Here is a 12,945-nt window from a genome sequence, read left to right as displayed (position 1 = left end):
CCCGGTTTCCTCACCCGGCCCGCGGCGCGGCCCCCCCCCCGCACATCGGGGGCGCCCATCCGCCCCGGCCGGTCACCTCCCGCGGGAGGTGACCGGCCGTCGTCGTACTGGGGGTGCTCGTCGTGTTCTTCGGACCCGGCGCTCAGTGCTCGTGGGTGGCCAGGTCGTGGTCCTTGGACTCGCGGGTCAGCACGAGGGCGACGATGGACACCACGGCCATCCCGCCCAGGAACACGGCCACCGGCACGATCGAGGTGCCGCCGCCGGGGCCGGCGTAGAGCGTGGCCAGGATGGTCGGGGTGAAGCCGGCGCCGAGCAGGGTGGCCAGCTGGTAGCCCAGGGAGGCGCCGGTGTACCGCGAGCCGGTGCCGAACTGCTCGGCGATGAAGGCGGCCAACGGGCCGTAGATCATCCCGTGCAGACCCAGCGCGACCGTGAAGGCCAGCAGCAGCACGAACCAGTTGGTGGAGGTCAGCATCCCGAACAGCGGGAACAGGAAGCCGGCGAACAGCACGAGGCCGGCGATCATGACCGGGCGGCGGCCGAAGCGGTCGGAGAGGTGTCCGAACCAGACCACGAAGAAGATGGAGAAGATCGAGGCCAGGGCGAAGGCGTAGAGCACCGAGGAGCGGGCGGAGCCGGCCTCGGTGGAGTACTGCACCGCGAAGGTGGCCAGCAACACCTGCAGGCCGAAGCCGGACGCGCCGGCGAACATGGTCAGCAACAGTGCCTTCGGACGGCGCAGCACCTCCCAGATCGGCACCTTCTTCCGGGTGGTCTCGCCGGCGGCCTTCTTGGCCTCCTCCTGGGCGAGTGCGGCCTCGAAGATCGGGGACTCGTTGATCTTGGCGCGGATGACCATGCCGACGATCAGCAACGCGAAGGACAGCAGGAACGGGACGCGCCATCCCCAGGACAGGAATTCCTCCTGCGGCAGGATGGCGGCAAAGGTCCCCAGGATGAACGTGCCCAGGGCCGCGCCGGTCGGTGCGCCCGCGTTCGTGAAGGAGGCCGCGAATCCACGCTTGCCGTCCTCCGAGTGTTCCAGCGCCATCAGGGCCGCCCCGCCCCACTCGCCACCGACGGCGATGCCCTGGCACACGCGCAGGAAGATGAGGATGACCGCACCCCAGCTGCCGATGGTGGCGGCGCCCGGCACCAGGCCGATCAGGGTGGAGGCCACGCCCATGATGAGCATGGAGAGCACCAGCATCTTCTTGCGGCCCAGCCGGTCCCCGAAGTGGCCGAAGACCGCGCCGCCGAGGGGTCGCGCGAGGTAGCCCGCCGCGAAGGTGCCGTAGGAGGCGATCGCTCCCGCCAGCGGGTCCAGGCCGGTGAAGAACACGGTGGGGAAGACCAGGGCGGAGGCCGAGGCGTAGAGCAGGAAGTCGTAGAACTCGATGGTCGAGCCGAGGTAGCTCGAGAGGATGACCCGGCGGGACTCGCGGCGCTTGGTGGCGGGGTCCAGGCTCGCCAGGTCCGGCGCGGTGGCCTGGGTTGCGGCCGGGGGCTGGGCCGAGGCGGTGTCAAGGGACATGGTGTTCTCCAGTCAGGGACGGGGAAGGTCGCTTCCGGCGGGCCACAGAGTTGTGACCTGAAGCACGCTACGTATATGAAACACTTTTCCGTTGAAAAAGTCAACCATTGATCAACTCACGGCTATTCGCGGCCCTCCGGGGCATCCCCCCTTTCGTTTTGAGGGCGATCCCACCGTGAGGATTGCCCTCAAAACGAAAGGGGGCACAGCACGACGGCGGCCGCGCACCCGGGGTGCGCAGCCGCCGTCGTGAAGATGGCTGGGAGGGGGCTAGAACGCGATCTTGAGCAGGAGTGAGCGCAGCTGCTTGCGCTCGCGCGGGGAGAGGGTGGAGAGGGTGTGGTCCTCGGAGTCCTCGAGGATCTTCAGGGCCTGGCCGTGGAGCTGCTGGCCGGCCTCGGTGGCGACGATGATCTTGGAGCGCCGGTCCCGCGGGTCGGTCTCGCGGCGGACGGCTCCGCGCTGCTCGAGGTGGTCCACGAGGGCGACGATCTGGCTCGGGTCCAGGGAGAGGAACTCGCCCAGCTCGCGCTGTGAGGGGTTCATCCCGCTGGCGGCCAGGGAGAGCACCGAGAATTGGCGGACCTTCAGGTCGAGCCCCTCCAGCTGGCCGTTGGCATGGCTGATGCCGCGCCCGCGGGCCCGGGAGGTGAGGAAGTGGACCTGGTGGGTCAGGTCGGAGTCGAGGAAGCGACCGGTGCCCTCGGTGGGGCTGTCTGCGGCGGCGGCCGGCTCGGAGTGGTCCTGCACGGGGGTGGCCTGCTCAGTGGGGGAGGACATGCGTTTCTCGCAACCGTTCGTCACTTAGTTGATTTGTTCAAGTATAGCCGCCCTGGGTGATTCCGCGGAGCGACGTTCTGGGGAGAATCTACATCATTGACTTTCTCAACGGTATGGGTTGTCATGGTCTACAGGAGCACCGAGAGGTGCTGTGCCCACCGATTCGTCCCCGCTCTGCTCCGACGGACCAGAGCCACCGCTACGCAAGGAGTCCCCATGTCCCTCAATGGAAAAGTCGCCATCGTCACCGGTTCCGGGGCAGGCCTCGGCCTCGCCTACGCGCAGGAGCTCGCCCGTCAGGGCGCTGCCGTCATCATCAACGATGTGAGCCAGGAGTCCGCCGACTCGGCCGTGGCGTCCATCACTGAGGCCGGTGGCCAGGCCGCTGCCGTGGTGGCCCCGGTCGGCTCCTCCGAGACCGCCGACCTGCTGGTCAAGACCGCCGTGGACACCTTCGGCGGGCTGGACATCCTCGTCACCAACGCCGGCATCCTGCGGGACAAGTCCCTGCTGAAGATGACGGACGAGGACTTCGACCTGGTCATCAACGTGCACCTCAAGGGCACCTTCACCTGCGTCCGCTCCGCTTACGCCTACTTCAAGGAGAACGGGGTGGCCGGCCGCATCGTCACCATCGGCTCGCCGACCGGCCAGCGCGGCAACTTCGGCCAGACCAACTACGCCGCCGCCAAGGCCGGGATCGTGGGCATGGTCCGCACCTGGGCCATGGAGATGAAGAAGGCCGGCGTCTCCGTCAACGCGGTCATCCCCGTGGCGGCCACCGCCATGACCAAGACCATCCCGTTCTTCCAGGCGGCCGTTGAGGCCGACGAGCGTGGCGAGGCCATGCCGGAGTTCTTCCGCAAGGAGCTCGGCTTCGGCCCGGCCCAGGACGTGGCCGGCCTCATCGCCTTCCTGTCCTCGGATGAGGCCGCCGGTGTCACCGGCCAGGCCATCGGCGTAGGCGGGGACCGCCTGCAGGTCTGGTCCCACCCGGAGGCCGTGGCCACCGAGTTCCACGACGGCGGCTGGGACTACGCGACCATGCTCGCCGAGGGCAAGGCCCTGCTCGAGGCCAACCTGCAGTCCGTGGGCGAGAAGATGCCCGAGCTGCCGGCCGAGCTGCAGCCCGAGAACGCCAAGTGAGCGGCGGCAACGGGAACGGCGGGAGCGCCGTGCGCTACGAGTGCGCCGTGGACGTGGAGGCCATCACCGCGGTGGACATGCACGTCCACCTCGAGGTGGACGACCACGGCCACGTGGCCATGCCGGACGACATCATGGAGGCCTCCTCCAAGTACTTCAAGTCCGAGGAGCGGACCCCCTCGATCGAGCGGATCGCGGAGATCTACCGGGAGCAGCGGATGGCCGCGGTGGTCTTCACCGTGGACGCCAGCACCCAGATGGGGCGCGAGCCGAACTCGATCGACGACCTCGTGGCCGGGTGCGCCCGGAACAACGACGTGCTGATCCCGTTCGGTTCCGTGGACCCCCGCAAGGGCGCCGAGGCCATCACCGAGGCCCGCCGCCAGGCCGAGGAGCTGGGCGTGCGCGGCTTCAAGTTCCACCCCTCGGTCCAGGGCTTCGACCCCACGGACGAGCAGTTCCGCCCCCTGTGGGAGGAACTGGAGCGGATCGGGCTGCCGTGTATCTTCCACACCGGCCAGAACGGGATGGGCGCCGGGATGCCCGGCGGCCGCGGCATCAAGCTGAAGTACTCGAACCCGCTGCTGCTGGACGAGGTGGCCGCGGACCACCCGAACCTGCCGATCATCATGGCCCACCCCTCGGTGCCGTGGCAGGACGAGGCCAACTCGATCGCCACCCACAAGGCGAACGTGTACATCGACCTCTCGGGCTGGTCGCCGAAGTACTTCCCGGAGTCGCTGGTGCGCCAGTCCAACAACGTGCTGGCCCGCAAGGTCCTGTTCGGCACCGACTTCCCGCTGATCACCGCGGAGAAGTGGATGAAGGCCTTCGCCGAGCTGCCGCTCAAGGACGAGGTGCGCCCCGGGATCCTCAAGGACAACGCGGTGCGCCTGCTCGGGCTGGGGGGCGGTGGGGCGGCATGAGCACCGCCCGCCCGGCCGCCGTCGGGCAGGTGATCCCCTCCGACCTCTTCGGCTTCGCCGAGCGGCTGACGGAGGCGGAGCGCCGGGTGCTCGCGGGGCTGCGGGAGGATCTGCAGGACACGGTCTACCCGCACCTGAACCAGGCGTGGGACCGGGCCGAGCTGCCGGAGGAGCTGCTGCAGGCCGTCCGCGGTCTGGAGCTGATGGATCCGCCGGCGCTGCGTGCGGCGGGGGAGCCGGTGCGGGAGATCCTCACCGGGTTCCGCAACTTCGAGCTGGCCCGCTGTGACCTCAACGTCGGTACCCTCTACAATGCCCAGGCCGGGCTGTTCCGCACCGTCTGCACGCTCGGCGGCTCCCCGGAGCAGGCCGAGGAGTTGGACGCGAGGATCCGGTCCTACGAGCTGACCGGCGTCTTCGCCCTGACCGAGCCGGACCACGGCTCGGACGTGGCCGGTGGACTGGCGACCTCGGCCACCCGGGACGCGGCCACGGGGCAGTGGACCATCAACGGGGCCAAGCGCTGGATCGGGGGAGCCTCCGTCTCCGACGTGATGGCCACCTTCGCCCGGGACACCGCCGACGGCCAGGTCAAGTGCTTCCTGGTGCCGCGCGAGGCCGAGGGCGTGTCCATGGAGATCATCCCGAACAAGGCCTCGCTGCGCATCATGCAGAACGCCCACATCGAGTACCGGGACGTGCGGGTGCCCGAATCGGCGCGGCTGCAGGGCATCAACTCGTTCAAGGACGTGGCCCGGTGCCTGCGGACCATGCGCTCGGACGTGTCCTGGATGGCCACCGGCGCTCAGGCCGGGGCCTACGAGGCAGCGCTGCGGTACGTGGGCAGCCGAGAGCAGTTCGGCCGCCCGCTGGCCGGGTTCCAACTGATCCAGGAGAAGCTCGCCCGCATGCTCGGCAACCTCACCGCCTCCCTCGGGATGGTGGTGCAGCTGACCGAACAGCAGGCGGCCGGGGTGTACAAGGACGAGAACTCGGCCCTGGCCAAGATGCAGACCTCGCTCATGCTGCGCGAGACCGTGGCGCTGGCCCGGGAGGTCTGCGGCGGCAACGGCATCACCCTGGACACGGACGTGGCCCGGTTCCATGCCGACGCCGAGGCGATCTACTCCTACGAGGGCACCCACGAGATCAACGCGCTGATCGTGGGCCGGGCCGTCACCGGGGTCGGCGCCTTCGTCTGAGCGACGCCCGCGCCAGGCGGGGACCCCGAAGGGTCACGACTTCATCACCAATGAGCCATGACCATTGCATTTTCAAACTATTGTGATGTAGAACACAGCTAGAGGAGAACACCATGACTGAGACCACCGCACGCACCGTCGTCCCGTTCGAGGACGTCAAGAACCTTGCCGGCACCGATCTGGGCCACTCGGAGTGGCGCGAGATCACCCAGGAGCAGATCAACACCTTCGCCGACGCCACGGATGACCAGCAGTGGATCCACGTGGACCCCGAGCGTGCCAAGGAGGGCCCCTTCGGCGCCCCGATCGCCCACGGCTTCCTGACCCTGTCCCTGCTCATCCCGATGTGGTCCGAGCTGTTCGACGTGACCGGCGTGAAGACCAAGGTCAACTACGGCCTGGACAAGGTCCGCTTCACCTCACCGGTGAAGGTGGGCTCCCGGATCCGCATGAACGTGGTCGTCCGGGAGGTCTCCGAGGTCAAGGGCAATGGCCTGCACCTGGTCACCGACGCCACCATCGAGATCGAGGGCGCGGACCGCCCGGCGGTCGTGGCCACCTTCCTGTCCCGCTTCTACGCCTGAGGCACCCGCCTCCAGGCTCCCGATGCCCGGCACCCCCGCCGGGCATGATCCAAGGAGAAAACATGAACAAGAAGCTCGCATCGCTCTTGGGTGTCGTCGCCGTGACGGGCCTGGCCCTCACCGGCTGCGGTTCCGGATCGCCGTCGGATGACGGTGACGCCGCGTCGCCGGCCGCGGATTCCTCCGCCGACGCCGGCGGTGAGCTGGACCAGGTGACGGTCGGAGTGCTGCCCATCGCCCCGTCCGTGGGCGTGGTGTACGGCATGGAGAACGGCATCTTCGAGGAGCACGGCATCGAGGTGGAGCTGTCCACCTCGAACGCCGGGGCCGCCATGCTGCCCGCCGTGGCGAACCAGCAGATCCACTTCGGCGTGGGCAACCCCAACTCCGTGATGAACGCCAACGCCCGCGGTCTCGACATGAAGATCGTGGCCGGTTACTCCAACTCCCTGGCCGAGGGTGATGACATCGCTGGCGTGGTGACAACCAAGGCCAGCGGGATCGACGGCTGGGAGGGCCTGGCCGGCAAGACCGTCTCGGTCAACGCGCTGCAGACCCAGGGTGACCTGACGATCATGGAGGCGGTGTCCAAGGCCGGCGGGGATCCGGAGGCCGTCAAGTTCTCCGAGATGCCCTTCCAGGACATGCCGGCTCAGCTCGAGCGCGGCAACACGGACGCCATCTGGGTGCCGGAGCCGTTCCTCAGCAGCTCCCTCGCCGATGAGAACAACGAGCTGGTGGGGTACTCCTTCCAGGATTCGGTGGCCGGCATGCCCACGATGGTGACCTTCACCTCCGGGGCCTTCACCGAGGAGAATCCCGACCTCACGCAGCGGTTCACGGACGCCATGACGGAGTCCCTGGCCGCCGCGGACGCGGACGGGGACGGGGCTCGCGCCCTGCTGCCGGAGTTCATCAGCCTGCCGGAAGAGGTGGCCATGGACCTGCGGATGGAGGAGCTGTCCGGTGAGATCCGCAAGGAGCAGATCGAGGCGGCCGGCCAGTTGATGGTGAAGTACGGCTTCATCGACAGCGAGCCGGACATGGAGGGCCTCTTCTGGGAGGGCGGCGAGTGACCTTGTCGCTCCAGCTCTCCGGCAGCTGAACACCTGAACAGCTGAAGCGATGCCCCGGGCCAGCAGGCCCGGGGCATCGTGGCGTTCGGGGGGCGGTCAGGTGTGGCCGTCGTCGGGGGCGGGGGCATGGGCCAGCACGCGTTCCAGCAGCCCCATGAGCTGATCCGCCTCGGCCTCCGGCAGCGGGGCGAAGAGGCGGCGGTTCACGTCCAGAGCCGGCCCGTGCAGGGTGCTGAGCAGCTCGCGGCCGGGCTCCGTCAGGGTGGCCACCCGGCGGCGGCCGTCCCTGGCGTCCCGGTTGACTGCGACGAGACCGCGCGAGGCCATGCGGCCCACGAGCTCGGTCAGGGAGGCCTTGTCCACCGCGAGCTCGGCGGCGATCTCCGTCTGGCTCAGGCCGGCCTCCGAGCGGGCCAGGCACAGCAGCAGGCCGAACTGGATGCTGGTGTGCTCCGCGGAGACGTGTTCGCTCCACAGGTTCCCGTGCCGGCTCAGGAGGCGGCGGATGGCGAGACTGCGGAAGATGTGGGGTGGTGCCCACCCGGCGTGGTTGGGGGAATCGTTCTCGCTCACCGCAGAGCCTCCTGACGCGCCGACCCACGGCTGCAAAACAATATTATTGACAAAATCATGCAAAATGCTGGTCCGGCGGTTAGCCGCTGATAAGCTGTGATTCACCTTACAGGCCCAGCCACCCCCGGTTGGACGCCTCTCGCACTTCATGTCCAGGAGCACCATCATGATGAGGAATCTTCGCGTTGCCGCCGTGGGGGCAGCCGCCCTGCTGGCCCTGACCGCCTGCGGTTCAGGCTCGCCCACCGGGGAGGGCACCTCCGAGGCCCCTGCCGGCTCCGAGTCCGCCGCGGCCGGCGGCGAGCTGACCCCGATCGAGGTCGGGGTCATCCCGATCGTCGACGTCGCCCCGATCTACCTCGGCGTCCAGGAGGGCATCTTCGAGGCCCACGGCCTGGACGTCACGCTGACCCTCGCCCAGGGTGGCGCCGCGATCGTGCCGGCCGTCCAGTCCGGTCAGATGGAGTTCGGCTTCTCCAACGTCACCTCCCTGATCATCGGGCGCGACGCCGGCCTGCCGCTGAAGATCGTGGCCACCGGACCGCAGACCACGGGTGAGGCGGAGGATGACTTCGCGCACGTGATGGTCCCGGAGGACTCCGACGCCACGTCGCTGGCCGACCTGGAGGGCAAGCGGATCGCCGTCAACACCCTGAACAACATCAACGACTCCGTGATCTCCGAGGGCATGAAGCAGGAGGGCGGCGACCCCGAGTCCATCGAGTACGTGGAGATGGCCTTCCCGGACATGGTGGCCCAGCTGGAGGCCGGCAACGTGGACGCCATCGGCGCCGTGGAGCCCTTCGTGACGCTCTCCGAGGCGGGCGGGGCGAAGCGCGTGTACGGCCAGTACGCCGAGCCGGTGCCGGACCTGTCCATCGCCGCCTACTTCACCACCGATCAGATGATCGAGCAGGATCCGGAGCTCGTGGAGGCGTTCACCGCCGCCATGAAGGAGTCCCAGCAGTACGCCACGGACCACCCGGAGGAGGCCAAGGCGGTGCTGCCGGAGTACACCTCGCTGGAGCCGGACGTGATCGAGCAGCTGACCATGCCGCGCTTCCCGCAGGACCATGACATCGCCTCGCTGGAGCGGATCGCCGAGCTCTCCCTCGAGACCGGGCTGATCGACGAGATCCCGCCGACCGAGGACCTGATCGTCCAGTAGCACCAGCGCATCCCCTGTGTGGCGCACGGCGTGGCCGGACTCCCCTGAGGAGTCCGGCCACGCTGCGCTGTACGCCCCCCTCTTCAGCTCGCACACTTGTTGTCACCACCGTCTTCGAGGAGTCACCCGCCATGTCCAGAACCCTGCGCACCCTGGCCGTCACCGCGGCCGCCCTGCTCGCCCTGACCGCCTGCGGCTCGGGATCCCCCTCCGGCGGTGGCGAGTCTGAACCGGCCGCGGACGCCACCGCCTCCGGCGAGCTGACCCCCATCGAGGTGGGCGTCATCCCCATCGTGGACGTGGCCTCCATCTACCTCGGCGTCCAGGAGGGCATCTTCGAGGAGCACGGTCTGGACGTCACCCTCACCCTGGCCCAGGGCGGTGCCGCGATCGTGCCGGCCGTCCAGTCCGGTCAGATGGACTTCGGCTTCTCCAACGTCGCCTCCATCATCATCGGCCGGGACGCGGGGCTGCCGCTGAAGATCGTGGCCACCGGCCCGCAGTCCACCGGCGACGGCCAGGATGACGCGGCCGCCGTCATGGTCCCGGGGGACTCCGAGATCCAGTCCATGGCCGACCTGGAGGGGAAGCGGGTGGCCGTGAACACGCTGAACAACATCAACCACGCCACGGCGTACGAGGGCGTGCAGCAGGCCGGCGGCACCGTGGCGGACGTCGACTTCGTGGAGGTCGGCTTCCCGGACATGGTCGGCCAGCTCGAGGCCGGCAACGTGGACGCCATCACCGCCGTGGAGCCCTTCGTGACGATGGCCGAGCAGGGCGGGGCCCGGAACGTCTACGGGTTCTTCGCCGAGCCCGTGAAGGACCTCTCGGTCTCCGGCTACTTCACCACGGACCAGATGATCCAGCAGGAGCCGGAGCTCGTGGACGCGTTCACCACCGCCATGAAGCAGTCCCAGCAGTACGCCACGGACCACCCGGACGAGGCGAAGGCCGTCCTGTCCGGCTACACCTCCATCGATGCCGAGACGGTGGACGAGCTGACCATGCCGGCCTTCCCGCAGCTGCACAACGTGGCCTCCCTCGAGCGGATGGCCGAGATCCTGCAGGAGATGGGCCTGATCGAGGAGGTCCCGGCCACCAGCGACCTGATGGTGGACGGCGCCGGCCAGTAGTCCGCGCCACCCCATTTCACGCATGCCCTCGACAATGATTGAGTTAGTCAACGGAATGGCGCACAATGGGGTGAGGTGTGGTCCGCCACACAACCCAACAGCATCAGACGCCGCGAGGAGTAAGCACCCATGATCAACCGTGGAATCGGGGACTGGATCCACCGCCGCCGCATCAAGTCCGCGGGGAACATCGCCGTCATCAGTGCCGCCGGCGAGCTGACGTACGACGACTGGGCCGTCCGCATCGACCGGCTGGCCGACGCCCTGGCACGCCGCGGCGTGCAGCAGGGTGACCGGGTGGCCTACCTGGGCGAGAACTACCCCTCGTTCCTCGAGGCGCTCTTCGCCGTCGGCTCCCTCGGGGCCGTCTTCGTGCCCCTCAACACGCGCCTGGCCCCGCCGGAGATCGCCTTCGCCCTGACGGACTCCGGGTCCACCGTGCTCATCGCCTCGGCCACCATGGAACCGCTGGCTCTCTCGGGAAGCCGCGGGACCGACGTCGGGCTCCTCGCCCTGGTGCAGGACGGCACGCCGGTGCCGGCCGAGCGGCAGGACGGCGACCTCGAGCCGGTCGACTACGAGCAGCTGCTGTCCAGCGGCGAACCCGTGCGCGCGGACGTGGCCGTCGGCCTCGATGACCTGGCGATCATCCTCTACACCTCCGGCACCACGGGCAAGCCCAAGGGGGCCATGCTCACCCACGGCAACCTGACGTGGAACGCCTTCAACGTCATCACGGACATGGACATCATGTCCGATGCGGTGTCACTGATGATCGCGCCGATGTTCCACGTGGCCTCCCTGGGCATGGGGGCGCTGCCGACCCTGCTCAAGGGCGGCACCCTGGTGCTGGAGCCGCGCTTCGAGCCCGGCCGCGTGCTGGAGCTCGTGGAGAAGCACCGGGCCACCTTCCTCTCCGGCGTGCCGACCACGTTCCAGCTGCTGGCCGAGCACCCGAACTGGGAGTCCGCGGACATCTCCTCGCTGCGCCAGCTCACCTGCGGCGGATCCGCGGTGCCGCTGCGCGTGCTGGAGGCCTATGAGAAGAAGGGCCTGTCCTTCACCAACGGCTACGGCATGACCGAGACGTCCCCGGGCGCCACCACCCTGCCCGCGCGCTACTCACGGTCCAAGCAGGGCTCCTCCGGGCTGCAGCAGTTCCACACCTTCGTGCGGATCGTGGACCCCCTGGGTGCGGTCTGTGCCCCCGGGGACGTGGGTGAGATCCAGGTTCAGGGGCCCAACGTCATCAAGGCCTACTGGAACCGCGAGGACGCCACCGCCGACTCCTTCGTCGAGGCCGAGGACGGCACCTGGCTGAAGACCGGGGACATGGGCTACCGGGACGAGGAGGGGTTCGTGTTCATCTCCGACCGCCTCAAGGACATGATCATCTCCGGCGGGGAGAACATCTACCCCGCCCAGGTGGAGCAGGAGATCTCCCAGCTCGACGCGGTGGCGGCCGTGGCCGTGATCGGCGTGCCGAGCGAGAAGTGGGGCGAGGTGCCCCGGGCCGTGATCGTGGTCCGGGAGGGGCACGAACTGACCGAGGCGCAGGTCCTGGAGCACCTCGACGGCAAGCTGGCGCGCTACAAGATCCCCAAGTCCGTGGTGTTCACCGAGGACATGCCGCGCACCGCCTCCGGCAAGATCCGCAAGCCGGACCTGCGCAAGCAGTTCGGCTGACCGGAGGGAAGACCACCACAGCACGACGCCGGCCGCGCACCTCGGGTGCGCGGCCGGCGTCGTTCATCCCGGCCTTCAGTCCAGGATCGTCTGGTCCAGGTCCGGCTCCGAGTCCAGGAAGCCGAACTTGTGGGCCGTGGCGCTGAGCTCCTCCAGGACGGACCGGTCCAGGTCGGCGGAGAGGTACTCGAGGTTCAGGGCGCCCACCACCTCGGCGTCCATGCCGGTGTAGTCCACGATCGCCCCACGGAAGGCTTCCTCGTCCGTCATGGCCAACTCGGTCGACTCGGCGATGGCGGCGCGGAAGGCGTCCACCACCTCCGGATTCGCCTCGGCATACTCGCCGTCGGTGAAGGTCACCATGGAGTACAGGTCGTCGATGGCCCGCAGGGAGTCGCCGATGAACCGGATGTCGTCCTGGGACCGGGCCTGGTTCAGGAATGGCTCCGGGAACCATGCGGCGTCGATGTTCCCCTGCTCCAGCTGGGCCAGCTGGTCCGGGAACCCGATCTCGGTGAACTCCACGGTCTCCGGGTCGCCTCCCTCCGCCGCCACGGACTGCATGATCGTCAGGTGGCCCTGGGTGTTCAGCGTGTTGACCGCGACGCGCTGGCCCTCCAGGTCCGCCCAGGAGGAGATGCCGGAGTCCTCCAGGGTGACCACGCCGCTGGGGGCCTGGTCCTCGGGGTCATCCACGTTCTCGTAGCTCCTCGAGTAGCCGGCGATGATCCTGATGTCCAAGCCCTGGCTGTTGGCGAGCAGGATGGACTGGGGGTTGCCGACCGCGAACTCCATGGTGCCGCTGGAGACCGCCGGCAGCAGGGCGGCGCCGCCCTGGCCCGACTGGATGGTCACGTCCAGCCCGTGCTTCTCGAAGATGCCCTCCTCGATGCCCAGTGGCACGGCGGCCGAGGTGGCGATGGGCAGTAGTCCGACGCTGACGGGGGTCAGCTCCCCGGAGTCGGCCGCGGCCTCGGCGGCGGGGGACGAGGCGCCCGCGCCGCTCGGACTGCCCGCCGAGCACGCCGTCAGGAGGAGACCCGCGGCGGCGAGCGTGCTCAGTGTGGTGAGGGCGGTGCGAGGGGTGCGGACGGTGCGGGTGCGCGGGCGTGGCCGGTTCATGGTGGTTCC

12 protein-coding genes are annotated in these 12,945 nt (G+C 68.8%); 8 read left to right on the top strand and 4 right to left on the bottom strand.

What is annotated here, in order from left to right:
- Nucleotides 1-142: 142 nt before the first annotated feature.
- Together AB0K08_RS07170 and AB0K08_RS07165 are read right to left on the bottom strand one after the other, a co-directional pair.
- Entirely contained in the window at nt 143-1,537 is a 1,395-nt protein-coding gene (locus AB0K08_RS07170; RefSeq protein ID WP_363352857.1) for an MFS transporter, read from the bottom strand.
- A gap of 270 nt (nt 1,538-1,807) precedes the next feature.
- Nucleotides 1,808-2,317 (bottom strand): MarR family transcriptional regulator, encoded by a 510-nt coding sequence (locus AB0K08_RS07165; protein WP_363352855.1) that lies wholly within the window; start codon nt 2,315-2,317, stop codon nt 1,808-1,810.
- A gap of 216 nt (nt 2,318-2,533) precedes the next feature.
- Here AB0K08_RS07165 and AB0K08_RS07160 point away from each other — a divergent pair, with 216 nt between their 5' ends.
- From AB0K08_RS07160 to AB0K08_RS07140, 5 genes are all read left to right on the top strand, one after another.
- Nucleotides 2,534-3,463, top strand: coding sequence for an SDR family NAD(P)-dependent oxidoreductase (locus AB0K08_RS07160; protein ID WP_363352853.1), 930 nt, complete (start codon nt 2,534-2,536; stop codon nt 3,461-3,463).
- 77 nt (nt 3,464-3,540) lie between these two features.
- Nucleotides 3,541-4,389 carry an amidohydrolase family protein gene (locus AB0K08_RS07155; protein WP_363353109.1) on the top strand — a complete coding sequence of 283 codons (849 nt, stop codon included), beginning with the start codon at nt 3,541-3,543 and terminating at the stop codon, nt 4,387-4,389.
- A complete protein-coding gene (locus AB0K08_RS07150; protein WP_363352851.1) occupies nt 4,386-5,591 on the top strand; it encodes an acyl-CoA dehydrogenase family protein in 1,206 nt (401 codons plus the stop codon). The genes AB0K08_RS07155 and AB0K08_RS07150 overlap by 4 nt, the downstream gene beginning before the upstream one ends.
- A 113-nt stretch (nt 5,592-5,704) precedes the next feature.
- Nucleotides 5,705-6,175 carry a MaoC family dehydratase gene (locus AB0K08_RS07145; protein WP_363352849.1) on the top strand — a complete coding sequence of 157 codons (471 nt, stop codon included), beginning with the start codon at nt 5,705-5,707 and terminating at the stop codon, nt 6,173-6,175.
- A 62-nt stretch (nt 6,176-6,237) separates the two neighbouring features.
- Complete coding sequence (locus tag AB0K08_RS07140) at nt 6,238-7,251, top strand: ABC transporter substrate-binding protein (RefSeq protein WP_363352847.1); 1,014 nt, start codon at nt 6,238-6,240, stop codon at nt 7,249-7,251.
- A gap of 96 nt (nt 7,252-7,347) precedes the next feature.
- Here the strand turns inward: AB0K08_RS07140 and AB0K08_RS07135 are convergent, their stop codons facing one another.
- Nucleotides 7,348-7,824, bottom strand: coding sequence for a MarR family winged helix-turn-helix transcriptional regulator (locus AB0K08_RS07135; RefSeq protein ID WP_363352845.1), 477 nt, complete (start codon nt 7,822-7,824; stop codon nt 7,348-7,350).
- Nucleotides 7,825-7,990: 166 nt separating this feature from the next.
- Between AB0K08_RS07135 and AB0K08_RS07130 the strand changes: the two genes are divergently transcribed.
- The 3 genes from AB0K08_RS07130 (at nt 7,991) to AB0K08_RS07120 (ending at nt 11,814) form a co-directional block, all read left to right on the top strand.
- Entirely contained in the window at nt 7,991-8,992 is a 1,002-nt protein-coding gene (locus tag AB0K08_RS07130) for an ABC transporter substrate-binding protein (protein WP_363352843.1), read from the top strand.
- Between the two features lie 131 nt (nt 8,993-9,123).
- The gene (locus AB0K08_RS07125; RefSeq protein WP_363352842.1) at nt 9,124-10,128 is read left to right on the top strand and encodes an ABC transporter substrate-binding protein; all 1,005 of its coding nucleotides are present in this window, start codon (nt 9,124-9,126) and stop codon (nt 10,126-10,128) included.
- A gap of 129 nt (nt 10,129-10,257) precedes the next feature.
- Nucleotides 10,258-11,814 carry a long-chain fatty acid--CoA ligase gene (locus AB0K08_RS07120; protein WP_363352840.1) on the top strand — a complete coding sequence of 519 codons (1,557 nt, stop codon included), beginning with the start codon at nt 10,258-10,260 and terminating at the stop codon, nt 11,812-11,814.
- Between the two features lie 75 nt (nt 11,815-11,889).
- Here the strand turns inward: AB0K08_RS07120 and AB0K08_RS07115 are convergent, their stop codons facing one another.
- Entirely contained in the window at nt 11,890-12,936 is a 1,047-nt protein-coding gene (locus AB0K08_RS07115) for an ABC transporter substrate-binding protein (RefSeq protein WP_363352838.1), read from the bottom strand.
- Nucleotides 12,937-12,945: the final 9 nt, after the last annotated feature.

Source organism: Citricoccus sp. NPDC055426, assembly GCF_040677445.1.
In the GTDB taxonomy this organism is placed as follows: domain Bacteria; phylum Actinomycetota; class Actinomycetes; order Actinomycetales; family Micrococcaceae; genus Citricoccus.
Note: the sequence above shows the minus strand (reverse complement) of the source record. Positions and strands in the feature narration are given on the sequence as shown.